The 25058-nt window shown below is 45.5% G+C and carries 24 protein-coding genes; 5 read left to right on the top strand and 19 right to left on the bottom strand.

The annotated features are described in order from the left end of the window. Positions 1–3: 3 nt before the first annotated feature. Together ACGHCT_RS01555 and ACGHCT_RS01550 are read right to left on the bottom strand one after the other, a co-directional pair. Positions 4–459: a PTS sugar transporter subunit IIA gene (locus ACGHCT_RS01555; protein ID WP_390437821.1), complete on the bottom strand. Its 456-nt coding sequence runs from the start codon at positions 457–459 to the stop codon at positions 4–6. Then, positions 456–2264, bottom strand: coding sequence for a BglG family transcription antiterminator (locus ACGHCT_RS01550; RefSeq protein ID WP_390437818.1), 1809 nt, complete (start codon positions 2262–2264; stop codon positions 456–458). The genes ACGHCT_RS01555 and ACGHCT_RS01550 overlap by 4 nt, the downstream gene beginning before the upstream one ends. A gap of 290 nt (positions 2265–2554) precedes the next feature. Between ACGHCT_RS01550 and ACGHCT_RS01545 the strand changes: the two genes are divergently transcribed. From ACGHCT_RS01545 to ACGHCT_RS01530, 4 genes are all read left to right on the top strand, one after another. Then, the gene (locus ACGHCT_RS01545; protein ID WP_154261676.1) at positions 2555–2830 is read left to right on the top strand and encodes a hypothetical protein; all 276 of its coding nucleotides are present in this window, start codon (positions 2555–2557) and stop codon (positions 2828–2830) included. A gap of 15 nt (positions 2831–2845) precedes the next feature. After that, entirely contained in the window at positions 2846–4105 is a 1260-nt protein-coding gene (locus ACGHCT_RS01540) for a PTS galactitol transporter subunit IIC (protein ID WP_154261677.1), read from the top strand. 20 nt (positions 4106–4125) lie between these two features. After that, positions 4126–4629 (top strand): GNAT family N-acetyltransferase, encoded by a 504-nt coding sequence (locus ACGHCT_RS01535; RefSeq protein WP_390437815.1) that lies wholly within the window; start codon positions 4126–4128, stop codon positions 4627–4629. 166 nt (positions 4630–4795) lie between these two features. After that, complete coding sequence (locus ACGHCT_RS01530; protein ID WP_390437812.1) at positions 4796–5581, top strand: DeoR/GlpR family DNA-binding transcription regulator; 786 nt, start codon at positions 4796–4798, stop codon at positions 5579–5581. Here the strand turns inward: ACGHCT_RS01530 and ACGHCT_RS01525 are convergent. The 13 genes from ACGHCT_RS01525 to ACGHCT_RS01465 all read right to left on the bottom strand — a co-directional run bounded on the left by ACGHCT_RS01525 (position 5578) and on the right by ACGHCT_RS01465 (position 17977). After that, complete coding sequence (locus ACGHCT_RS01525) at positions 5578–6543, bottom strand: LysR family transcriptional regulator (RefSeq protein ID WP_154261680.1); 966 nt, start codon at positions 6541–6543, stop codon at positions 5578–5580. The two genes, ACGHCT_RS01530 and ACGHCT_RS01525, sit on opposite strands and share 4 nt — an antisense overlap. A 100-nt stretch (positions 6544–6643) precedes the next feature. Beyond that, on the bottom strand, positions 6644–7954 hold the full coding sequence (locus ACGHCT_RS01520) for an O-acetylhomoserine aminocarboxypropyltransferase/cysteine synthase family protein (protein WP_154261681.1): 1311 nt from the start codon (positions 7952–7954) through the stop codon (positions 6644–6646). 131 nt (positions 7955–8085) lie between these two features. Beyond that, entirely contained in the window at positions 8086–8529 is a 444-nt protein-coding gene (locus tag ACGHCT_RS01515) for a DUF3021 family protein (protein ID WP_154261682.1), read from the bottom strand. A 13-nt stretch (positions 8530–8542) separates the two neighbouring features. After that, positions 8543–8980, bottom strand: coding sequence for a LytTR family DNA-binding domain-containing protein (locus ACGHCT_RS01510; RefSeq protein ID WP_390437807.1), 438 nt, complete (start codon positions 8978–8980; stop codon positions 8543–8545). 35 nt (positions 8981–9015) lie between these two features. Beyond that, complete coding sequence (locus tag ACGHCT_RS01505; RefSeq protein WP_390437804.1) at positions 9016–9930, bottom strand: ABC transporter permease; 915 nt, start codon at positions 9928–9930, stop codon at positions 9016–9018. Beyond that, on the bottom strand, positions 9923–10846 hold the full coding sequence (locus ACGHCT_RS01500; protein WP_154261685.1) for an ABC transporter ATP-binding protein: 924 nt from the start codon (positions 10844–10846) through the stop codon (positions 9923–9925). Before ACGHCT_RS01500 ends, ACGHCT_RS01505 begins: the two co-directional genes overlap by 8 nt. A 194-nt stretch (positions 10847–11040) precedes the next feature. Next, complete coding sequence (locus ACGHCT_RS01495) at positions 11041–12285, bottom strand: LPXTG cell wall anchor domain-containing protein (protein WP_390437801.1); 1245 nt, start codon at positions 12283–12285, stop codon at positions 11041–11043. Positions 12286–12808: 523 nt separating this feature from the next. Beyond that, positions 12809–14341 (bottom strand): acetyl-CoA hydrolase/transferase family protein, encoded by a 1533-nt coding sequence (locus tag ACGHCT_RS01490; RefSeq protein WP_390437798.1) that lies wholly within the window; start codon positions 14339–14341, stop codon positions 12809–12811. Between the two features lie 34 nt (positions 14342–14375). Next, positions 14376–14930 (bottom strand): 2-oxoacid:acceptor oxidoreductase family protein, encoded by a 555-nt coding sequence (locus tag ACGHCT_RS01485; RefSeq protein WP_154261688.1) that lies wholly within the window; start codon positions 14928–14930, stop codon positions 14376–14378. A 12-nt stretch (positions 14931–14942) separates the two neighbouring features. After that, the gene (locus ACGHCT_RS01480) at positions 14943–15674 is read right to left on the bottom strand and encodes a thiamine pyrophosphate-dependent enzyme (protein WP_390437795.1); all 732 of its coding nucleotides are present in this window, start codon (positions 15672–15674) and stop codon (positions 14943–14945) included. 2 nt (positions 15675–15676) lie between these two features. Beyond that, on the bottom strand, positions 15677–16753 hold the full coding sequence (locus tag ACGHCT_RS01475) for a 3-methyl-2-oxobutanoate dehydrogenase subunit beta (protein ID WP_154261690.1): 1077 nt from the start codon (positions 16751–16753) through the stop codon (positions 15677–15679). A gap of 11 nt (positions 16754–16764) precedes the next feature. Next, positions 16765–16968, bottom strand: coding sequence for a 4Fe-4S binding protein (locus ACGHCT_RS01470; RefSeq protein WP_390437793.1), 204 nt, complete (start codon positions 16966–16968; stop codon positions 16765–16767). 22 nt (positions 16969–16990) lie between these two features. Next, positions 16991–17977: a C-terminal binding protein gene (locus ACGHCT_RS01465; RefSeq protein ID WP_390437791.1), complete on the bottom strand. Its 987-nt coding sequence runs from the start codon at positions 17975–17977 to the stop codon at positions 16991–16993. Positions 17978–18148: 171 nt separating this feature from the next. Between ACGHCT_RS01465 and ACGHCT_RS01460 the strand changes: the two genes are divergently transcribed. Then, complete coding sequence (locus tag ACGHCT_RS01460; RefSeq protein WP_226902419.1) at positions 18149–18808, top strand: GntR family transcriptional regulator; 660 nt, start codon at positions 18149–18151, stop codon at positions 18806–18808. A gap of 503 nt (positions 18809–19311) precedes the next feature. On the opposite strand, the gene ACGHCT_RS01455 is transcribed toward ACGHCT_RS01460, so the two are convergent. The 4 genes from ACGHCT_RS01455 to ACGHCT_RS01440 all read right to left on the bottom strand — a co-directional run bounded on the left by ACGHCT_RS01455 (position 19312) and on the right by ACGHCT_RS01440 (position 24896). Next, positions 19312–20154: a carbohydrate ABC transporter permease gene (locus ACGHCT_RS01455; RefSeq protein ID WP_154261694.1), complete on the bottom strand. Its 843-nt coding sequence runs from the start codon at positions 20152–20154 to the stop codon at positions 19312–19314. Further along, a complete protein-coding gene (locus ACGHCT_RS01450; protein ID WP_154261695.1) occupies positions 20151–21032 on the bottom strand; it encodes a carbohydrate ABC transporter permease in 882 nt (293 codons plus the stop codon). Before ACGHCT_RS01450 ends, ACGHCT_RS01455 begins: the two co-directional genes overlap by 4 nt. A 65-nt stretch (positions 21033–21097) precedes the next feature. Continuing rightward, a complete protein-coding gene (locus tag ACGHCT_RS01445) occupies positions 21098–22417 on the bottom strand; it encodes an ABC transporter substrate-binding protein (RefSeq protein ID WP_390437786.1) in 1320 nt (439 codons plus the stop codon). A gap of 13 nt (positions 22418–22430) precedes the next feature. Beyond that, the gene (locus ACGHCT_RS01440; protein WP_390437784.1) at positions 22431–24896 is read right to left on the bottom strand and encodes a GH116 family glycosyl-hydrolase; all 2466 of its coding nucleotides are present in this window, start codon (positions 24894–24896) and stop codon (positions 22431–22433) included. Between the last annotated feature and the right edge of the window lie 162 nt (positions 24897–25058).

The raw sequence follows: 25058 nt of genomic DNA, 5'->3' as shown, positions 1-25058 counted from the left end.
CCTCTACTGAAATATTCCCATAATCTCCCGGCTTTGTTTTGCATGCATTAGCCTTTCCACGGTTTCCTTTTTCCCCAGCCTGCGTACCATATCCTTTAAAGTTTCTGTCTCCGGGCATTCTTCTTTTGGTACTGCAAATACAAAAACAAGTTTCACCATCCTATGCTGGGGAGGATAGGCTTTCCCCGGGGCCCAGTCCACATATTCTTTAAGCCTGATACACGCGGTCACCGGACAATGGACAGTAACTGATTCTGCATGGACCAGGGCAATATGGCTGCCAATCCCTGTATAAGCCAGTCGCTCCCGTTCCCATATTTCCTGTTCCAGCTTCTCTTTCTCCATTTCGCTGCAATTTCTCAGAACAAGTCCCACAGCACAGGCAATCACATCCTCTTTCGACAGGCAGCCGCTTTCAAGGATTATATTCTCTTCCGGAAGAATTGACTGATCCTTCATTTTTTGCACACCCCCTGCCTGAGATATTTTTGAACTTCCTCCTGTGACCTGCACTGCATAAGTGTCCGTAGATTAACTTCCTCTAAAGAAAGGCGGTAAAGCTCCCGGAACAGTTCTTTTTGCTCCTCCGCCTTTCCGGGCAGCAGGTCCAGTCTCAGCATCTTGTTGTCCCTGTCAATGGTTAAAAATACTTCGGTCTTATCCTTACGTCCCTTCCAGACCACCGCCAGGCACTGAGGCAGAAGGTAAGCTTCGCATATCTTTCGCCCTCTTTCTCTGGCGCCGTTCCAGTTTCCAAAGGTTATGTGTCCTCCCGGAAGCAGACTTTCCAGTAATCCGTAATTAATCTTTACTCTCTGTTCCCGGAGATACACATTATTTCTTATAGCGCTGATATCCCGATTGGTCAAAAAAGAGGACACTACCAGATAGGGGACTGCCGCAGCATCCACAGGGACTGTGGAGATTACCAGATCCGCCTGTTTTAAATCAAAAGAGCTAAGCTTTCTGGAGGGAATCACGTCCAGGATGTTAAAGTTTGGGAATTCCTGCTGCAGCCTTGCGCTCAGCAGCTGTGAGGTGCCGTAACCGCTGTGGCATACCACCAGAACATTCACCAGAGAAGTCTGCTTCACCATAAGTGTCTGATAATAAGTCGCAATATTCGCAATCTCATCCAGGCTGATTTCCTTCAGCCCATATCTCTCACAGATCATGCCGCATACAATCTGGCAGATGCCCACCATCTGCGGGTAACTCATCTGCATCTCCTCCAACAGCGGATTAGCAATCTTTATGTTGTACTCCAGGCGGTTCAGCAGAGGTCTGATATGCATCATAAGACCCTGTAGAAGCATGTCCTCATTGCGAACCTCCATATCCAGAATATCTGTCATATATTCTGTCAGCACAGCCGCAACCTCATCACTTTTGCTGTCCGATTCCCCGCCCCACCCAGGTGTCTCATCCACTGTGCCCAGGGAACTGATATACTGGTATATGTAGAAGGTTTCATCCTCCCCAATGTTAATACCGTAACGTTCCTTGATCTTTGCAGAAATATTCTCTGCCCTCTGGTATTGCCTTGCCGCCTTTGCACTGAATACGGTTTCTCTCTGGGCTGTACGCACCTTTCTTCCGCTTCTGACTCTCTGGATGCAGATAAGAATGTGTGTGAGCAGGTTTTTATAATAGATGTCGCTGGTATCCAGTTTCAGGTCTTCCAAAAGAGCCTCCACAAATGCAATTTCTTCCGGCTGAAAGATCTCCAGAAGATTCTGCAGTGTTACCTCGTCCAGATGGATCACTGCAGTGATGGCCTCCCGGATGTCCTTTTCCCTGCCGGCAATCTGTGTGCCTTTTTTGTTCTTCACCAGGGATAAATGATACGGTGCAATCCACTCCTCTACATACTTGAGATCATTTACGATACTCGCTTTTCCTACATAGTAGGAATCTGAGAGCTTTTGTACAGAGGTGGCAGTTCCGGAATGAAGCAGGAGATTTTTCAGTATGTTATTCCGGCGCTCTGACGAGTTCCACTTCCGGGGCTGGTTCCCTGCATGCAGATGATTGAGCAGATCCATGTTATGCCTGATCCCTTCGTCCGCAAGAATCCCCTTTCCGGTTTTTGCAAGAATTCCCGCTCCGTACAGCTTCAGTTCCCCCCGAATGGTCTTCAGATCCTCCTGCAGCGTCTTATCAGATACTTCCAGTTTTTGTGCAAAATACTGAATAGACCTGTACTCTTTTTCCTCCAGCAGCAGTCTGACAAACTCCAGCTGCCTCTTATTCAGATTCTCCATACGCGTCTCTCCTTAGGTTGTCCCCTTGCAGATGTGCATCTTGTTTACATCTACACTATATCATCCGCATTTTATATTTAAAATACCAAACAGTTTCCCTATCGTTAGGGAACTTTTAATACACATTATACCATTTCCATCTTATTTTCTCATTTCATAATGTCATATTGACTAAAGCACGCCAATTATTTTTCTTTGTTTTTACAATAAATTATTGACTTTATCCAATTTTAATGATACTATCCAAATAAATACTTGGTTTTTTACAAATTTTAAAGGAGGATTATCTTATGAAACATGTATTGTTTGTGTGTGGAACAGGCGGCATCACTTCGGCAGTGGCAGAGAACCGGGTCATTGAGGCCTGTACTGCAGCAGGACTGAATGTACAGACCAGGCGCTGTACCCCCACTTCCATTGACTCTAATCTGGATGGAATTGATTTGATTGTCTCTACCACTTATCTGGGGGGCGATTACCCCGTAGAAGTTGTAAATGCAATTTCCCTCATTACCGGAATCGGCTGTGACACGGTATTGGAGGAGATTGTTTCAAAACTAAAATAGGAGGAGGGTATACATATGTTTATTCAAGTCATTAATTTTATAATGGACGCCGGTTCCTCAGTCTTCATGCCTGTCATCATTCTTATTTTGGGACTTATCTTTGGTCTTAAACCGGGGAAAGCATTTAAAGCGGGAATCACGGTAGGAATAGGCTTTATCGGAATTAACCTCGTAATCTCACTCCTTGCGGATAACCTTATGGTAGTTATCAACCAATTAGTTGATGTTTATGGTTTCAAACTGACGGCTGTAGATGTTGGCTGGCCCATAGCTGCCAGCATTGCCTGGTCAAGCGGAGCTGTGGTTCCTGTGATTTTGGTGTCCGTATTTGTGATGAACATACTTTTGATTATCGCAGGCTTTACTAAGACCCTGGATGTAGATATCTGGAACTACTGGCAGCCGCTGTTTATCGGAGGAGCCCTGTATCTGATCAGCGGCAATATGATCCTAGCCGTGGTTACCGCCTGCATCTCCATGGCTGTCATCTTTAAAATCGCCGATTATTCGCAGCCCTATGTGGAAAAATTTTTTGGTATACCTGGTATCTCTATTCCTCACATTGAGTCCACCGGATGGGCACTGATTGGTATCCCTCTGAATAAACTGATAGATAAGATACCAGTTCTTAATAAAATTGACTGGACCCCTGAAAAAACCCAGAAAAAACTTGGGGTGCTAGGGGAACCCTGTGTTCTCGGCCTCATTATAGGCGCACTTCTGGCTATTATCGCCCGGACAGATGCCTCTACAGTTATGAATACAGCTATGGTAACCAGTGCCGCCATGTATCTGCTTCCCAAAATGATTGGAGTTCTCATGGAAGGACTGATGCCCATATCCGCGGCGGCTTCCCAGTTCATGCAGAAACGGTTTAAAGGAAGGTCTTTGTATATTGGTCTGGACGCTGCCGTGGTAGTGGGACATCCCTCCATCATTGCCACCTCGCTGCTGCTCATCCCTACCACTCTCCTTTTAGCAGTTATTATCCCCGGAAATGTAACCCTCCCCCTGGCTGAATTAAGCGGACTCGCTTTCTTTATTGTATGGGCCGTTGTTCCCTGCAACGGGAATGTATTCCGGGGCTGGCTCATCGGTACCCTGTTTATGGCCGTTATCCTGTTGATTTCTTCGGATTATGCTCCTGTTATGACCTCGTTAGGGCAAAGTGTAGGCTTTGAATTTCCGGAAGGCGCCAGTATGGTTACCTGTCTTTCCATTGGCTCCCAGTGGATCTCCTATGTTTTTTACAAGATAGCTGTATTATTTATATAACAAAGAAAGAAGGTATAAAAATGTGTAACAAACGGATGTATATCCGTATGGCTGCTACGGATCAGGAATTTGCTAAAAGCGCGGCTCTTTTAAGTCAGAATGAACCATGGGTCAGCCTCGGCCGGACCTACGACTATACAATGGGAAAGGTACGGGACTCCTCCGGTGAACTATATGTCGCTTACTGCGGGGATGAGATTGCCGGCTGCATCCTTTTAGAAATGCACGGCAACCTGAAAGGATTTATCCGCTCCTTCTGCGTTGATCCCCAATTTCAGGGACTGGGGATAGGAAGCAAGATCTTATCCTTTGCGGAAACTCTTATCTTTAAAAAACATCCCAATGTCTTTGTTTTTGCGGCTTCTTTTAACGAGGGCGCCGTACGTTTCTATAAACGGCATGGCTATGAACATATAGGAACCTTTCGGGATTATGTGGCTGCCGGGAGTGACGAGCTTCTGTTCCGCAAAACAACCGGCCCCTCCAATGACTTCCTGGAAGTCCGGGAGGAAACCGATATATAGCTGTATTCATGCATGTTTGACATTGTTGCAGGCCGCTTTCTATGATATACTTTATCATACGGAAAATGTCCCATGCCCGCCAAGGGCATACAGTAAAAAGCGCCCCTGTGTCTATTTTAGGGGTATACCCGGATATTTTTAACGTACTGGAATATAAGGAGAAGTCATGCAGTCTAGTAATAAAATTGATGTGAGAAGAGAAAAAATGTTAGATGTGATCCAGCGTTCGCCTGTGACAACCATAAACGAACTGGCGGAGTTCTTCTCCGTTTCTGCTGAGACAGTCCGGAAAGATATCGAGTCCCTGGATGAACAGGATTTGATTATAAGAATCCACGGCGGGGTAGCCCCAAAGGTGAGTACGGGCAGTGAAAAATCATATGATATAAGATATGCAGAGAATTTGGAGAAAAAAAAGGCCATCGCGGAAGCTGCCTGCAGCATGATAAGGCCGGGCGATTCTGTCATAATAGAAAGCGGCACCACCATGCAGGAACTGGCAAAAGTTCTTACCGGCCGGCCCGAACTTTTACAGACACTGACTATTATCACCATGTCCTTCCGCGTGGTAGAGATACTAAAAGACAGTAATTTTGAAAAAGTCTTCTTTCTGGGAGGCTGGATACGCAAGGATGATTATATGAGCTACGGCCACCACACCATTGAACTGTTAAAGGATTTTCATGCGGACAAAGCCTTCATCAGCTGTGCCGGGCTGAACGCAAAGCTTGAGGTGACAGACTATTTTGACGAAGAAGTCATGCTGCGCCGCCAGATACTAAAATCCTGCGATAAATCCATCCTGTTAGCAGACAGCTCCAAAATGAATAAAACCACCATTCTCTCCGTCTGCAGCGCAAAAGACATCTACCGCCTCATCACAGATAAAGAATGCAGCAAAACCATGACAGACCTTTTCAGCCAAAACCATATTAACTACAAACTAGTCTAACCCCCAGCACTAAAACCGCTTCCCCTTCCCATAACCGGATGCGTAAAATCCTGCGGCGGGAGGGGGATTCCATACTTCCCCAGCTCCTCAACATACAGCCTCCCCATCCTGCTCAAAGGAATCCCCTTTCGCTTTATGTACCCAATGGTCATAGTCTCCTCTCTGTCCAGGGGCACTGCCGTATAATCCCCTCCATTCAGCTCCGCACAGATAATTCCGGAACAGAGCGTATACGCATTCAGCTCCATCATCAGATTCAGAAACGTCGCCCTGTCATCTGCCTTTATCAGGCGCTTGTACTCGTAAGTACTCAGAACCTCCTCTGCCAGATAAAAGGAATTGTTTTCTCCCTGTTCAAAAGCCAGGCAGGGATAGTCCTCCAGATCTTTCATGGAAATCTTTTCTTTGGCTGCCAGAGGATTGCCCTTCCAGAGATATACATACACCCGGCAGTCAAAGAGAGGGACAAATTCCAGCTCCCTCTCACGCAGCATTTTATTCAGGACCTTTTCGTTAAAGGGATTTTGGTAGATAACTCCTATCTCGCTGTAAAAATTCCGGACATTTTCTATAACTTCATAAGTTTTTGTCTCATGGACCGCAAATTCATATTCGTCCATCCCAAACTGCCTTACAAGTTCCACAAAAGCCTTGACGGCAAATGAGTAGTGCTGCATGGAGACTGAAAATTTCTTTTTCCCCTGCTTTTTCTCTATAAAGCGTTCATCTATAAGGCGGTATTGTTCCATCATCTGCCTGGCATAGCCAAGGAATTCATTTCCCTCTGCGGTTACTACAATTCCCCGGTTGCTTCTGTGAAAAAGTGTGATTCCGATTTCCTCTTCTAATTCCTTTACTGCCGCAGACAGACTGGGCTGAGAGATAAAGAGCGCATTTGCCGCCTTATTCAGAGAACCTGCGTCCGCCACAGCTATAATATATTTTAACTGCTGTAAAGTCATAATGTGCCTCCCAAAAGAGATTTCTTCCCTTTTCTATTGGTTACAGCAATACTTTACCATCATTCCTAAGCGGCGTACAGTCTTTTCCTGTCAGAACCACTTATTCCCCAATCGCCCGGAAGGCTTCCTCCAGATCTTCCAAAATATCATCTATATTCTCCGTCCCTATGGAAAGCCGTATGGTGTTGGGCTTAATCCCGGATTTCTCAAGCTCTTCTGCCGACATCTGGGAATGTGTGGTAGAAGCCGGATGAATCACCAATGATTTCACATCCGCCACATTTGCCAGGAGGGAGAACAATTCCAGCTGGTCGATAAATTCCTTTGCCCTTGTATCATCCCCTTTAATCTCAAAGGTGAAAATGGACCCGCCCCCGTTTGGGAAGTATTTTGCATATAATTTCTTCTGTTTTGGATCTTCTGTCACCGAAGGGTGGTGCACCGCCTCTACCTGGGGATGTTGGCTCAGATAGTCTACAACCTTCAGTGCATTTTCCACATGGCGCTCCACCCGCAGGGATAAGGTTTCCAGACCCTGGAGGAAAAGGAAGGCGTGGAAGGGAGAAAGTGTCGCGCCGGTATCCCGAAGAAGAATTGCCCGGATCTTCGTTACATAGGCAGCCGCTCCCACTGCTTTTGTGAAGCTGATTCCGTGATAACTCGGATTCGGTTCCACCAGAGAAGGGAACTTTCCGGAAGCCTCCCAGTCAAACTTTCCGCTGTCGACAATGACACCCCCGATGGTGGTGCCGTGTCCTCCGATAAATTTCGTGGCTGAGTGTACTACAATATCTGCCCCGTACGCAATAGGCCGCACCAGATACGGAGTGGCAAATGTATTGTCTGCAATAAGAGGAATCCTGTGAGCGTGGGCAATTTCAGCGATTCTTTCTATATCAACCACATCGGAATTGGGGTTGCCTAAAGTTTCAATAAATACCAGTTTTGTATTGTCCTGAATGGCCGCCTCCACCTCGGTGTCGTTGAAAATATCCACAAAGGTGGTGGAAACACCGTACTGCTTAATGGTATGGGCAAGAAAATTATAGGTTCCCCCGTAAATATTTTTTGCAGCCACCACATGATCCCCTGCCTGGGCAATATTCTCTATTGCATAGGCAATTGCCGCTGCTCCCGACGCCACCGCCAAAGCCGCTGTGCCTCCCTCCAGAGCCGCAATTCTTTTTCCGAATACTTCCTCTGTCGGGTTTGTTAATCTACCATAGATATTGCCCGCATCGGAAAGACCGAATCTTGCCGCCGCATGCTCACTGTTCCTGAACACAAAGGACGACGTCTGATAAATGGGCACCGCCCTGGCATCCGTCGCCGGATCCGCCTGTTCCTGGCCTACGTGAAGCTGTAAGGTCTCAAATTTGAACGATCTGTCTGCTCTAGTTTTTTTACTCATATCATATACCTCCATCTGGAAACTTTCTCTTTGTTTTCTCTCGATGGATATATCATACAATATTAATAGGAAAAGTGTTAATACATATACTCTATGTTTTGCTATAGGTTAACCCTATAGCAAACTCCGTATTATTCTCCCTTTCTCTCCCGCAGTTTCTGGTTCATCTGCTCTGCCATCCTGTAAGCGGAAAAATAACTTACCGCTGTCACAGCAGCAAATACCGCAATGATGCATACCTCCATGCCAGCCAGCATACGGGGGCTGGAAGGGAAAAACCATGCGAACCACAGACCGCAGCCCAGAACAACCGCATTCACATAGATAAAATAAAGAATCATCCGCACAAACATACTTCTCTTGGATACCTCCTTCTCTGCCTCGCAGGGAATCAAAAGGCTCCCCAGTGTACAGAGGGCTGATACTATAAGAATCTGCCACAGAATATTTACTTCTATCTCGCTGCCGGATCCCCAGAAGACACCAATATAAACAGCAGTTACTAACACAATTCCTGTGGTAATCCGAAAAAACATAGCCAGCATGTTCTGTATTCGTTTTATTATATGACTCATTCTGTCTGTCCTCCTATAAGCCCAGCTTCTCTTTTAAGCTCCCCACATACTGCCTGGATATAATCACCTTTTCCCCATTGTTCAGCACCGCTTCAAAACGCCCGCCGAATGCCGGTGTCAGGCTTTTTATCTTGTTCAGGTTCAAGATCGAGGATTTAGTTGCCCGCAGAAAATCATGCTGAGGCAGTTCTCTCTCCAGCTCATACAGCTTACTCTTTGTCTCATAAACCTGAGTCCTGCAGTATGCGAATACCTTCTGGTCTACAGACTCAAAATAATAAATCTCTCCAGGTGCTATCCGGTAAATCTCACCGTCACGGTAGACATTCAGCTTGGTATCCCCCTGCTTAAAATGATTCATAAGGTTCATAAGACTGTCATCTATTCTGTGACATTTCAGTATAATTTCTTCCTCTTCCCCGGGACCGGTATCTAGGATCGTAATTTTCATTCTGCGGTTCCTTTCCATCCAGATGCTGCACAGAGTCACCTGTCACTGCTTTTCCTCCGCCTAACCAGCCACGCCGCTGCGGCTAATGCTACTATACCACAAATGCACAGAAACAGGATCTGGAAACTTACGGCGGCCTCTCCTCCCGGCATTTTTATGGTGATACCCATATATTCTTTATATTGTTCCGTTACAGCAGTGGGTATCCCTGCAAAGGCTGTGCTCAATGCCTCCCTGCAAAAGACTCCCCGCATCAGCGATGCCCCGTGAAGGACAGGTGTATACCGGAGAATCCTGGTCACTCCTTCCGGCAAAGAACCCATGGGAATATAGACTGCCCCCAGGAATCCCACCAGTGTGCCTGCAATGGTAGCAATCCCTGACCAGGCACTGGTGCTCTTAACAAACAGAGCTGCCAGGAACATGATTACCGCATAGATACAGACATTTAAGAAAATATACACCATAACCTGACCCAGTGTGCCGCAAGACAGAAGGGAGCCCCCGGTTATCCAAATATAAGCAAGTGCTGCCCCCAGCGTCAGCAGACAGAAGAATGTGCCGATGACTGCAGCAGATGTCACGTATGACAGAGCCAGCATATTTCTTCCTGCCGGGGCAGTGTAAAAGCTGTCCAGGCGGTTTTCCGACGCATCGTGAACCATAACTCCCACTGCCGTTAAAGTGACTGTAACCGCATTTACTATCATAATTCCGGCAAGCGTCCAGTACTGAACCAGATGGAGGGCATTCTCCCTGTCCAGGGCAGAGTTTCGGGCTGTTCCATATTGGGCAAGGAGTTCTGTTATATTCTCCACATTCATATTCCCCAGAAACACACCCGTGAGCATTAAAACAATCATCATTGATAACAGTGAGAAGAATACCGCTGACCTGTCCCTCAAAAATACCAGACAATTTCTCTTTGTAAGACTCAGATATTTACGCATAGACTGTCTCCTCCCCTGCTGCCTGTAAAAAAACATCATCCATGGTTCCCTGCACTACTTCAAACCCCAAAAGCATTCCCTGATACTTCTCTACAATAGGAAGGGCAGACATCGTAGAGTCAAGAGGGACCGTGATCAGCCCCTCCTTCTGCCGATACCGGATCTGCAGTTTATCCAGCTCCTCCAGAATTTTTTGTACGGCATCTTCCCTGGGGAACAGCCGCAGCTTGTCTTTTGCGAACTTTTTCTTCAGAAAAAAAGGTGTGCCATACTGTATCAGATGTCCCCGATCTATTATTGCAATGTGATCTGCTTTTGCCGCCTCCTCCATATAATGAGTGGTTAAGAAAACTGTCATGTTCATCTCCTTCTGCAGACTGTGAATGATGCTCCAGACACTTTTTCTTGCGGATGGATCCAGGCCGGTGGTCGGTTCATCCAGAAACAAAATATCAGGGGTATGGAGAAGCGCCCGGGCAAGCTCGCACCGGCGCTGCTGTCCCCCGGAGAGCTTTCCAAAGGGCTGCTTCAGCACATCACCCAATTCCAGAGCCTCGCAGACAGTGTCCAGGCTTTTGCGCAGTTTTCTTTTGTCCTTCTCGTACAAAGCGCCCCGTATCCATAGGTTTTCTTTGACTGTAAGAAGAGCGTCCAGGCAATTATTCTGATATACAACACCAATGCGGCGTTTGATCTCTTCATTGTCCCTCCCAAGTTCCAGTCCCTCCACAGTCACCCGGCCCTCCGTAGGGGCAGACAGGGTACAGAGCATTCGGATCGTGGTAGATTTCCCGGCCCCATTCACCCCCAGGAAACCGAACAGCTCTCCCTTTTCTACGGCAAAGCTGATATCATCCACTGCCTTTGCCTCCTTAAAATATTTTTTCAGGTGTTCTACTTTCATCATTTCTTTCATCCCGCGGGCTCCCTTCTTGTTTGCCTTTTCTGTACTATATTTTCTTTCCTCTGCTTTTGCAATAGAGAGACTGCTAAGATGTAAATACGAAGAGATAACCTGCAATATCCGCCAGGTATCACGCATGGATAGGTTTACCACCCCCAGTACTGCAAACAAAAAGACAGAGCCGGCGGCTCTGCCTTTCGATTTGCCTATTGATCGTTATCCTTTTTCTTCTTCTTCGTAAATATCACAATGCCGATCCCCGCGGCAATAAGAACAACAACCAGGATAGCAATGGGAGCTGTATCCCCAGTTTTTACTGCATTAGTGGTGTTGGAGGATTCTTTATTATCTTTGGTACTTTCCTTTTTATCCTTAGATGCTTCAATGGTTTTTTCGTCCTTTTTGTCTTTTTCTTTGTCCTTATCCCGGTCTTGCTTTTCTTTGACAACCTTGATGGCACAAGGCAGCATCTCACTCTCTGTACCGTTGGCATCTACCACGCTGATTCCAAAACCATACCCCTCCGAAAGCTCCGTGGCCTTTCCGACGATTGCATTATTCTCAAGCCTTACCCACTCCGGAGCACTATATATTTTTATAGTGTAAGGCGCAGCGCCTCCGGATATCTCGATGGGAAATCTAAATTTCTCACCTAGTACCACCGTCATATCATCCTCATCAGCAGCTAATTTAACCTTTGGCATGCTGTCGTCTCCTCCTCCCACCACAATTTGGGAGTCTAATCCCCAGGAAACCTTTCCCTTTGAATCAATTACACTATAGGATAATACATAAACGCCGGCTTTCGGCGGTTTACCTGAAATCGTAATACCCTCAACCTTCAGCCAATCTGGTCCGGCGTAGCCTTCAATTCTATAAGGAGGCTCTCCCCCTGATACCTTGAGCGTTATCTCAAATTCTTTGTTTACCTCAAGTTCTAACTTATCATATCCAAGACTGACATCCAAAAGGTCTTCTTTTACATACTCCCTGTTCTCCTTTCCGTCACCTTTCTCCTGTTTAAAAATTGATACTGCAGAACTGTTTTCTGTACTTTCCTCCGTCACTTCTTTATCTGATAAGTCTTTGTCTTTATTCATCTCTTCTGTATTTTTTGTCTCCGAATCAGCACTTTCATTTTCTGATTTGTTATCTTTACCTTTCGTATCTGAGGCATCTGTTTTATTGGTATCCTGCTTTTCTTTATCTGTGTCTTTTGTATTCTCTTTCTTATCCTGGTTCTGTCCCTCTTCCTTCTGCTCTTTCTTTTCTTCACCCGACGGTTCAGCCGCTGTATCCGAATTCACTTTCTCCTTACCGGTTTCCCCCTCTTTGCTTTCCGTACTTGCGGCTGCGGAAGCGTTAACTATCCTTCCACCGGTGCCGGGTACCAACCCGGAAATACACAGTGCCAATGCACATCCCAATGCCAATAATTGTTTTCTCCTCATATCCCCTTCTCCTTTAGTAATTCATCCTATTTCTCCGGAAATAGCTCCCTGAGATAGGCATATTGTAACACCATATATTGGCATTTTGTTAATAATTAAGCAGAATTTTGTCTTATTTAAAGGGATTGCAACAAGGTTTATAAGTCATTAGCAAATCTTTTTATTTTTGTAATTATATAGTTTGAGTTTTAAAATAAGTTTGACACATTTATGAATAAGTTCCCACAGGTTTATAGCTCCCCCAGCAATTAGGAATAAGAGTCCCCTACACTGTTGCAGTATAAAAGACTCTTTATATGATTAATTTTGGAATAGACATGTCAATAATAGCACCGCCGTCTGCCGCTGATTACCCCAATCTTTCATATCCCCGGTACATAGGCATTGTACCAGGAGTGCGGCAGGGCGGTTGGGGGCAGAAAAACTAAAAGACCGCTTTCTCCCAGCTTATATTGCGAAACTCAAAAACTTAAATGGAGGTATACGTTAAGCTCTGCCAAAGAAACGAAAACGGTCAGTGGGGTCAATCCTTCTGAAGCATGCTGCCGTTGTCGCGGGCGCTGATGTGCCAGGCTCCAAGTTCCTCCAGCAGGACAGGCGTATGTGCCTTGTCCGGACCGCAGGATTCCAGTGCGCGATCATAGTACTCCTGCAGCATTGGGCGGTAATCTGGATGTGCGATGCGCACCATCTCCGCCACTCTCTGCTTGGGTGATTTATTGCGGAGGTCCGCCACACCGTATTCTGTGACAATAATACATGGCTCATGTTCTGTGATATCTATATGTGAGCAGGAAGGCACGATGCAGGACAGCGCACCTTTTTTGGCAGTAGACAGTGTAAAATAACAGGGCAGCCCGGCATTCTGCGCGAAGTCAAGTGCGCCGCCGATACCGCTGATGACACTGGTGCCATTTACATGGCTGGAGTTGATGTTTCCGTAAATATCCGCTTCTACGATATTATTCATAGTGATAAGACCAAGTCTGCGGATGACTTCGGGATTATTGGAAATCTCAACCGGGCGTACCATCAGCTTCCCTTCATACTCCTCAGGATGTTTCAGAATATGGTCGGTTGTATCACCGGCACAGCCAAACCCTGCAGTGGAAATAAAGTCAATGCTGCCTTCGCGCACCATATCCATGGCGTCCTCCAAAACTGCCTCCGTATACATTTCCATACCTTTAAAATGCTTGCCCATTTCACGCAGAACCGTACCGGCAACCATTCCTCCTCCGGTCTGAATGGGGGGAAGCTTCTCGGACATCCTGCCCTCCGCAACCTCTATCTGAAGGAAATTAACGAAGTTTTTCGCAATCTGTTTAACCTCCGGAGGGGCCGCATCAGCAGTCAGAGGATACCACATAGGACTGAGGAACAGGGGTTCATCTGTAATTACAACCCCTAAAACCTTATCCGGGTCACAGGTATAGAAATGGGAGCCAATTACATCTGTGGCCTTGGTGATAGGGATCGGCTTGCGCCCCGGACGAGCGTCGGGTTCATAGACATCGTGCAGCCGGTACATACCCTCGGAAGACTGAAGATTAATCTCCAAAATTACCTTTTTGGCACAGTTGAGCACTGTCTGCGTATATCCCGCACATACGGATGGTTTCAGCTTTCCGTCCTCTGTAATTCCCGCAACGGAAACCAGAGCAACGTCAATATCTCCCAGATAACCGCTTCTGATATATTCAGGAATGAGGCTGAGACGATAGTCCATAAAGTTAAGACCGCCCTCGGCAGTGTTGGCACTTTTCCGTACACTGGAATGTGCCTGTGTATAAGGCATAAAGCTCTTGATCATACCCGCATTCGTCCAATCCTCGTCTATTACCGGGGTACAGGAAGCGGCAGAGATCAATTTGACTTCAATTTTCTCACCGGTATTCCGGCGTCCCAGCAGGGCACGCGCCGTGCTGACAGGACTGTCATAGCATATAAAATGCGGAACAGATACGGTCATACCGTCTTTAATGTAGCTTGCCGCCTGCTCCGCAGTAATTACTTTCTCGCGGAATACAGGGCTTTCGATTCGACTGAGATTCATAAATGTCCTCCTTGCGTATGGTTAAGTTAACATATTATGCTAAGTTTTTCTGTATAGCGGCATTTCCGGCCTCGAATGCCTTTTTGTTAAGTTCCAGAAGCTCCGGCTTATTGGAAAGCTGCCGCAGCATAAATTCCTTGAACACTTCTTTATCCGGGAAGATATCCGTCAGCAGTTCTACAATAGCACCCAGTGCCACGGAACTAATCACCTTCGTATTCCCAAGCTTTGCACACACACCGTGTAAGGGGGTATTCACCATCTTTACCCCTTCATCCGGCTCTTCTGTTTCAGGTATAAGCGTGCTGTTGACAACCATGACTCCTCCGGTCTTTACGTCATGGCGGAACTGCTGATATGCCCTGGGTTCCATTACCAGAAGGATATCCTGTTTCTTCTTCCGGGGGTTGCCGATAGGTTCATCACTCACGGTGATAAAGCAGGAGGTAAGACCTCCCCGTTTTGCAGCTCCATATTTGGGAGAATAGGTTACGTAAAACCCCTTCTCGTTTGCAACTTCGGCAATGGTTTTTCCAAGTACCTGGAGCCCCTGTCCGCCGACTCCGGCAAAATACATGCATTTTTCCATGTGTGCACCTCCTTACAGTCGTTTTCCATCCCGCTTGAATTCACCCAGCGGGAAGTCTGTTTTGATAACCTTATCAATAAATTCCGGGGATTTCTCCGCCTTTATACCCATGGTGGTAACACAGGCGCTTACCACCTCAATAAAGGAATACTTGCCTTCCAGCTGCCGCTCGAACGCGTGCTTGATGGCCTTTTTGCACTGGATAATGTGCTTTGGATTATTCACCGCACAGCGGGCTACATAATCCGGCTCATCCAGGGTTGCCAGCATCTCCGGAAGTTTCAGGGGCACCTCGCGGTTACCCTTTTTGGAGGTAATCGTCCATGTCCCAACAGGCGTAGTAGGCGCTACCTGCCCGCCGGTCATGCCGAACACACTGTTATTGACAAAGATTACAGTCACAGCCTCCCCCCGGCGGGCTGTATGTACCGTCTCGGCCGTACCGATTGCTCCTGCATCCCCGTCGCCCTGGTAGCAGATGATAAGACTCTCGGGATTTAGCCTCTTAATGGCAGATCCCGCAGAGGGTACACGGCCATGGAGAGTAAATATAGTGTCAAAGTTGGCGGAAGGCACCGTCATACCGCCGCATCCAATAGGAGCTGCCAAAACAGCCCGTTCCCTAAGGTTCATTTCATCGAGAACCTCTGCTACCAGCTTTATTAAAATAGCATGGTGGCAGCCCGGGCAGAACATCATTGGGTAGGGTGTAAGAGATTCCGGTCTTTTATATACACATTCCATTATTACTGCACCTCCTTAATCAGCGTTTCCATAGCCTCAGCTGCTTCATTTTCATCCACCGTATTTCCGCCGCAGCGGTTATAAAATCTGCAGGGAATGTTTTGATCCAGGTGAAGGCGCACATCATAGTGAAGCATAGGAGGCATAGCCATTTCCACAGTCAGGACCCCCTTGATTCCCCTGTCTTTGAATCCGGCAATCTGTTTTTCCGGGAAGGGGCAGATGGTAATGGGACGGAACATCCCCACAGGATATCCCTTTGCACGGAGCATCTTAATGGTATCCCGGCAGATCCTTGCGGAGCTTCCGTAGGAAACAATCACATACTCGGCATCTTCCATCATGTATTCCTCATACATAACTTCCTCATCAAGCCATTTCAGCTGATCCAGATAGAGATCATTGCGGTGGCGTTCCAAGGCATCCTCTAACGTCTCATTCATAGATAACGGACGCGGCATGGATCTGCTGTCCTCTTTGGCACGTCCCTTGCAGCCTGTGGGCGGAATCAGTTTGGTGGATATCTTGCTTGACTTATAGGGAGGGAACTCTACAGGTTCTTCCATCTGTCCCAGCATACCGTCCATCATCAGAAGCACCGGGCACTCAAGCTCCTGGCCTTTATCAAGTGCGGTATACGCCAGGTCCACCGCCTCCTGCAGTGTGGAGGGCGCTATGGCGTATCCCCGCTGACCATTGTGCCCCAGCCCTTTGGTTGCGTAATTGTAATCTGCCTGTTCCGGCGTAATATTATTGGCTGCGCGCTGCACCACTACGAACAAAGCGGTGGTACGGCCAAGGATCATGTTGCTGAGATTTTCCGTCATCAGGGCCAGCCCCGGTCCTGATGTGGTTGTAAAGGCACGTCTGCCGATTAAGCCTGCGGCTGACAGCATGGTGGATGCGGCCAGCTCACTTTCCACCTGGATAAATTCAGCGTCTATATCACACATGTGATCTGATGCATACTCTAACATTTCACTGGAAGGCGTGATTGGATAACCGGCGAATAAATCAACACCGCCTCTGATTACAGCTTCGGCAACGGCTTCGTTGCCCTTCATAAATGCTTTTGTCATATTTTCCCTCCTTACTTATAAACCTCGATTGCCCCGTCCGGACAAATCATCCCGCAGAAAGCACATCCAATACATTTGTCCGGCTCCGCCTGCACACAGTACATGTCGCCGTTTGCATTGAGATCCTTACTCATCTCCAGGATTTTGCGCGGGCAGGTGACAACACAAAGCTTGCAGCCTTTACATCTATTCTCATCTACTTTAATCATTGCCATAGAAGAAATCCCCTTCCTATCTTTAAACTAGCCCAAGGGCCTTTTTGTTGACACAGTTATACGGCACCTCACCATTGCAGACATTTACTGCCGTCAAAAGAGTTTTTCTGCGCAGATCCTCGCCTGATTCAATGGAAAAATATGCACAGTGGGTAGACAGCGTCGCATTATCGTCTTTTAAAATGGGATGATCTGCGGCAACAGGCTCGTTCTCCCAAACATCAATGCCGGCTGCCCCAATTTTACCGGACTGCAGCCCCTCTGTAACACTCTCCAAATCGAACAGTGCTCCCCGGGCGGTATTCACGATGATCACACCATCTTTCATCTTGGCAATGCTGTCCCTGTTGATAAGATGGTAGGTTTCATCATTTAACAGCATACATACAGAGAGGATATCTGATTTCTCATAAACCTCGTCGGGAGCCCCGGCCCGTTCCACGTTCATAGAAGCAAATACTGTATCCGGCACGTAAGGATCGTATGCGATAATTTTTACGCCGAAGCCTGTCATCATCCCCGCAACTTTCTGGCCGATCCGTCCAAAGCCCATAAAACCCATGGTCAGGGTGGACAGACGGTGACGGGGTCTCCCTAATACCATGCCCCTGTTATCCCATTTGCCGGCGCGGACATAGCGGTCATACTGGCAGAGATTTCTCAGACCTGCAAGTATCAGAGTTACCGTATGGAGGGCAACCTCCTCGGTGCAGTAGTCAGGAATGTTGCACACCAAGATACCTCTCTGATTTGCTGCGGCCACATCAATGGTATCGAAGCCGATGGATGTAACCACAATCCCTTTCACGGATGGGGCAAGTGCGTTAACCAATTTATCATCCAATGGAAAAAACGTGATAATGGCCTCATGGTCTTTGCTGTCCTCAGCTAGGGCCTCAGGGCCGTTGGGCTCAACAAGATCATATCCAACGCCCTTTTCATCAAGGATAGCCAGCAAATCGCCAAAGAAAACCTTTGCAATCTCAGCTCCATACATTAAAACTTTCATAATGTTTACCTCCTTAAAATTTTTTTTAGTTATTTTGTTTCATTTTGAACTTTTTTTGATTGCTAATATAAGCAAAAATTGCTATAGTATAGGATATATAGATAAAAAGTCATGGCAGTGTAGGGTATTTATTTCAAAAATTCCTATAAACAGAGGGGGGATATTTAAATCATGACAAGATCGGAACTTATAAAATCCATAAGCAAGGAAAATCCTTTTATATCTAATCAAGATTTAATCTGTAAAGTACTTATCTCTGAAATACTTACTATGAAATTAAAATGCGGCGATCATCTCAGTCAGAATAAGCTCAGTACGGATTTCAATTTAAGCCGCGGCCCGGTAAAACTGGCGTTGGAAAAGATGGAAAGTCACGGTTATCTGGCCCATGATGAGACTGGTGCCTTTTATGTTACGAAACCCGGCATCCGTTTTGCTGCCAATATTCATTCCTTTAAACGGCAGTTAGATTTGCTTGCCGCCAATCAGGCGCTCTATGATATCTCAAAGGACAGAATCGAACTTCTACATGAGTGCTATGTAAGTATGACAAAATCATTTAATGAGAAAAACTTTATAAGATTCTGCCATTGCGACCTGAAATTCCATCAGACAATCGTCGATGCTTCTCAAAACACTTTTTTAAAGGATACCTATACCCGCTACCAAAACTTGTTTCTTTTTATGAGCATCTGCTGCGAAGAGGATGACAGGCTTTTCGGACGTTTGCTGCACCAGCATCAAAAGATATATATAGCCCTTAAGAACCGTCAAAGTGAAGCGCTGCAGGATGCTGTCAATGCCCATTATTCCAGCCTGATTTTATTCTAAATACCTTCTCCGGACGGGAAGCAAGCATTACTCCTCTGCGGCTTTGAGCCGCATAGATTTCGGGAATCAGGAAGCTAAGTTTGCCTTGGGTTTAACCGCCAACTGACTGTACATGAATTTTGGAGTGAGTAAGTACTCATATGCTGTTTTATCAGCATCTGCATCGCCCCCTTCCATTGTTTACTTTCTTATATTCTCCAATTATAATTGCCTTTTTATGAATTCGCTCAAAATTTACCAAACGCCCATTTTCAGTCAGATTCGTTGAGCAGAAAAAGCTTTTCTGTTAATACAAATCGCAAATCATAGATTATTTTTTTGTTTATTTTTTGTCAAAGGGATATACACTTCGGCTTCCGTTTATCTTTGGTTTGTGCTTTGGAAAAAAGCAAAAAAAGAGCCTTCTATACTGTAATCGTATAGAAAGCTCTTCTGCTTCCAGCTCGCCGCGGACATCTGGGTCTTGGCTGTATTCTTTTCAGAACGCCCTTTTATGGGCGCGCCTATCCTTTTACCGCTCCTGCAGTCATCCCGCCTATAATATACTTCTGCAAAATCACATAGAATATCAGTTCCGGAAGCATAATCATCAGACTGGCCGCAATGATTCCGCTGTAATCCATGGAATACTGTCCCTTGAACATGGACGCCATCAACGATACGGTATTCAGGCTGCTGTCCTGTATAAAGGTCGAGGCAAAGGGGAATTCATTGTAAATATATACTGCATTGAATATCACAATGGTTACAAAGGTAGGCTTCATCACGGGAATCACTACCCTTGTGCATAATTTAAAAAGATTACATCCGTCAATAATTGCCGCTTCCTCCAGTTCTCCCGGAAGGTCTCTTAAGAATCCGGTAAACAGCAATGTATTAAAAGAAATATTAACCGCAACATAAGGCAGAATCAAGCCCAGTCTGGTTCCTAAAATTCCTATTAAGGAATCTATTCTATAAATTGGGAACAGCAATACATAGATTGGGATTGCAATACCGATCAGCAGAAACAAATACAGGTTTTCCGAATTTTTTCTCTTCTTAAATGACATTCTTGCAATTGCAAAGGAACTCATAAAAGTAAAAACAATACTGAGGCATGTGGACACCACTACCAGTAATAGGGTATTAAAATACATACTGCCAAAGTCAATCGTGTCCAGCGCTCTCTGATAATTGTCAAAATTCAGGACCTGAGGCAGGGAGAGCGGACTGTTTACAATCTCATTATTCGTTTTAAATGAAAGCAATATTGCCCATAAAATCGGCATTAAGAGCAGCAGAATCAATGCCGCAAGTCCAATATATAATATAATTCCTCTCCAGGAAATACTCTTCTCTCTCATGCTTCACTCCTCTGCTTTCTGGTCGTGATCTTGATATAAGAGAACGAACCTATAATAGAAAGTACCAGAATTGCAACCGCAATTGCCATGCCATAGCCGTACCTTCTAGAACTAAATACGGTAAAATACATATAAGAGGTCAAAAGTTCTGACTGATGAGCGGGACCCCCGCCTGTCATCTGATAGACCAGTTCATAGATCTTGAATACACCGGTGACAATCAAAACAATGTTTATAATAAAGGTTTCTTTCAACATAGGAATGGTCACATAAAACAATCTCTGGACCGCGTTTGCCCCGTCAATAGAGCAGGCCTCATATATGTCCCCTGGAATCGTCTTGATTCCGGAGAGAAAGATCGTTGCATGAAAGCCCAGAACCTGCCAGGTGAATACAATTGCCAGCGCCAGGGGAGACCACTTTGTACCTCCAATCCACTCAATCGCTAATGCATCCAAACCCAAATTACGCAATACACTATTTACCAGTCCATAGTTGGGATTCAATAGATATCCCCAGATAATTCCGATAATAATCGGTGCAATTACATACGGTGCAAATACCACCATCTTAAAAAATGCATTTCCACGAAAGCTGACATTCATCAGCAGCGCCGTAAGAAATGATCCTGCCAACAGAAATACTACGCTGCAAATCAATACAACTACTGTATTTCTCAATGCTATCAAAAACAGGGTATCGTGGAACATCCGGGTATAATTCTGTATCCCTACAAATCCAGCTTTTCCAAGTCCGCTGTAATCTGTAAAGCTATAATAAATTGCCACAAATACAGGCACTATTATAAAAACAGCATAAATAATAAGGGTCGGAAGCACCATAACTGTTTTTGCTCTTCTTGTACTCAACCAATGCATAGGCATCCTCCATTCTACATAGCCAAAAAGGGCGGTATATTCTGATACCGCCCCCAGCCTTCCTTTTATCTTTCCGCACTCTGCAGACCTTCTACGTAATCAGCGGCCTCCCCCGGCGTATATACACCATTCATAACGCCAAAGGTTGCATCGAAGAAACCATATGCAACTGTGGAGGACAATGAGTTAAACGGCTCTGTTACTGCTTTCCAGTCATCATTCAGCGCTTCAATCATAGTACCAAGTACGGGATGCTCATTATTATCAATCGTCCCATTATAAGTTGCGCATGGCAATGCAGAGGTATCTTCTGCAATGATTTTTGTTCCCTCTGGGCCGTAATAGAACTGCCAGAACTGCATGACTGCATCTAATACCTCAGGATCCTTTGCAGCCTTTGCTGATATTACATATACTCCGCCGGAAGCCTTGATGCCAATCTCCTGATTGTACTCACTGTCAGAAAAGGTAGGTCCCCAAAAGAAGCCAATTTTAGATGCCATATCACTGCTCTCAAATTCTCCGATATCCCACGCGCCCGAGTTGAACATTGCTGCATTACCGCCAAGAAACTGCTCTTTTGCTTCAAAATATCCCATATTGGAAATATCTTTTGTAAAGGTATCGTTTTCTCTCATTTCCTCTACTTTTTCAAAATAGTGGATAAAATCCTCATTATTCCAGGAAATACTTCCATCCAGAAGTCCGTCCAGCTTTTCAAAGAAACCATATCTTGCCAGCATAGTTTCAAACGCCCAGATACTGTAATTATCCTGTGCGCCGACTGTCAGCGGTGTAATGCCTGCAGCGTTCAGCTTGTCTACCGAATCTGTAAACTCCTCATAAGTAACCGGAGCCTTATCAATTCCAGCCTGTGCAAAAAGGTCCTTATTGTAGAAGAAACCAACCATCATTACTTCACTGGGCATACCATAATCCCTGCCATCCACGGTACAGGAATTGACCAGCCCCGGCAGCAGGCTGTCATTGATTCCATAGTCATTCAGCGCATCTGTGAGATCATACAGATATCCGTTCTGAGCAAACTCCTTTGCAGGCGCCTGTTCCAGCCAGAAAATATCAGGCAGTTTATCTTCTCCTGCAAGAAGAGTCATCTGTGTATTATGCTCAGAAACCTCTTTTCCCGTAATATTAACCTTGATTCCAGGGTGACTTTTTTCAAATGCGTCAATGATTTTCATCATATGGGGTTCCTGTGTCTCAATATCTGCCACATGCTCTGCAAAGGTTATGGTGATCCCGTCATCTGATTTACTTTCATTCTGCTCCGTTCCGCTCCCAGCGTTTCCGCAGCCAATCATGGATGTCCCCATAACCGCGGCGCAAACTGCTCCAACAAGTTTTTTCCAATTTCTTTTCTTCATGTAAATACCCTCCTTACGCTTCTACGTTAATATCATCTAACGTCCCATAAAGAACGTCAATGCTTTTTACCAACTTCCCATCTTCCATTTTCTGGCTGTAGACGCCCCATGCTTTCCCACAAATAAAGAAGCTTGATAATTCCCCCTCTGTAAAAGGGCGGATAGAAAGTGTCTTGCGGTACATATCACTCTTCAATCCAAGCAGTGCATTTAATATGCCCCAGCTCGCCATTGCCCGGCAGTAATGATGTCCGGATTCAATTTCACTGAATGGGTTTCTCTTATATCCGTCATAACGGTCACGAATAGATTTGACGATGGTAAGGCCTTCCTCCACACATCCGGAATAGATAAGATTTACTGCCACTTCGTATTCCACACCAGTCCATACTTCCCCTGCATAGGATAATGGGAACTTCGGTCTTCCTCCCTTCGGCCAGGTTGCAACTACCATACCGTGTTCCTCATTAATGGCATAGGCCCTGTGTACACTGTCCGTATGGTAGAAATCCGTCTTGTAATTATAACGGAATACAGATTCCATAGCAGATTTCACATGCTCTTTGGGAAGAATTTCTCCGAGCCCTGCCATATATGCCAGATACTGTCCCAGAAGCTGATCCGACAGACAGCCTTTGCCGAACTGGTATTTGTACTTATCTATATCTTCCTGCACCTGGACGTAATATTCCCCATCAAACATCAGTTCATCCGCACTCTTGGCACCTGTTTCATATGCTTTGCCGTATTTTTTCTGATGTTCCTCATCACCTAGTATTTCCGCCATCTCTTCACAGCATTTTAATGCAGCCAGAAAAATACTGTCCGTCATGGGATTGGGACCATAGAACTCAATATCATAAGTAGTATTCTGTTGTCCGTCCAGTACATAATCTCCATCTAAATCCCATTGGCGAAGGGCATATTCCATTGCCGCAACTGCTTTGGGCCAGATATTTTTTAAGAATTCCACATCTCCAAGATTCTTAAAGTCCCGATAAATCCTGACAATGCTGCCTAGTTCACCATCACAGGCTGGAACCATGGCATACCGCTCCTGGTCAAATACGGAAAACATTCTGGTGGACATACACCCATTCTCGTCTGTCTCCCGCAGGAACTCTACATTCCGCATGGTTTCCTCCAAATCAGGAAACAGAAATGCAGCGGTCTGCGCATAATTCCAAACATGGGGAACGCTGCCATAACCACAGCCAATATAGTCCCGTATTCCCTCAAATCCTCCAAAAGTTCCATCCTCTAACCGGAAGCAGAGATTGCTTCTTAGATTCGTAATATTTGCTGTCAATGCATCAATTACATAATAGGGAAGTGTGGTGCGGCGGAACATTGCCTCAGAGAAGTTCCGGCTTTCCTTTTCCAGCCGTTCCTTATTTCGGTAAACATATTGTCCCACATCCCATGCATCCTTAAACTTGATTGCATAATAGTTCCTTACCGTTCCATATTCTCCCCGCTGAAACTTCTCATAATCCTCATCAAACTCAATCCAGGCCTTCACCCGATTGGGAAAAAACCAGGTAATGACAAATTCAAATACTTTTTCTTCGCCGGGTGCCAACTCCTGCCAGGATCCGATAGATCCTATCTTTTCTCTTCTCTTTAAAAAGCTGAAATTATGAAACTGTGCAAACTCACATCCCACGCTGTCTGATTGTGTTTCCTTTTCCAGAAGTCCGTCTTCCGTAAAATCATCCCAAAAATCCTGGATTCCATCTACCCACTCTCCATCAAACCACTGGGTCTTATATGTAATATTGTCTCCGCTGGTCAGAATAGCCATATTGCCATACCGCAAATGATCTTCTTTCAAATGCTCCGGTTCATAATAGAGCCCACTGACATCTTCAAACGACCTATACTCATTTTTTACGCTGTCTGCCAGCTTCAGATTCTCAATTACATCATAGCCCTCAAATGCTGATGCATTTGGCAATGTCCCCACCAGGCTCACCTTTGTACTGCAATCTGCAGTATTCTTTACCTTATACCTTATAATTCCACATGGTATACTTGAATCGTCTGTATTCAATGGAATAAACGGCGTATACGCTTCCATTGAAACCTGGACTGGAAGTTCAGAATCTTTAAAATTCACTCTTGCAAATGGATATTCACATACCATTTCTGAGTCTTCCATTCTTGGCAGATTCACTAACTCTGCCTGCAGATATCCGTGTGAACTGGTATAAGGAGGAACCAGTCTGGATTCCAATATTTTAGTAATTGGTTGATCCATCTTTTCATTCTCCGTGCGAATTGCAAAAAATGAAAGAGGAAATTTCGTATTCTTAGATGGCCAGTTAAAAATCTCCCAATCCAGGAATTTCCCCCTGGAATTCACAGAAAAATTGCCTGTTCCGATTCCCCCAAGCAGAAATCTCACCTCTGCAGCCTCCCTTTTATACACCCTGGGAGTTCTGTCATACAATTCTTCCCTTGTAAAACCTTTGCACATAGTACCCTCCGCCTCCATCTTATTCGGTTGTTCGAATAACTTGATTTATATTTTAACTCCCTGCGCTTGCAGAGAGTTTTTTGAAATACTTATTGTTTATTCGAACAACTTATGCTATGATATTAGCATACAGAAAAAGCTTTGTCAACGCTTTTTCAAAAA

Source organism: Lactonifactor longoviformis (assembly GCF_042848515.1).
Taxonomy (GTDB): Bacteria; Bacillota; Clostridia; order Lachnospirales; family Lachnospiraceae; genus Lactonifactor; species Lactonifactor longoviformis.
Note: the sequence above shows the minus strand (reverse complement) of the source record. Positions and strands in the feature narration are given on the sequence as shown.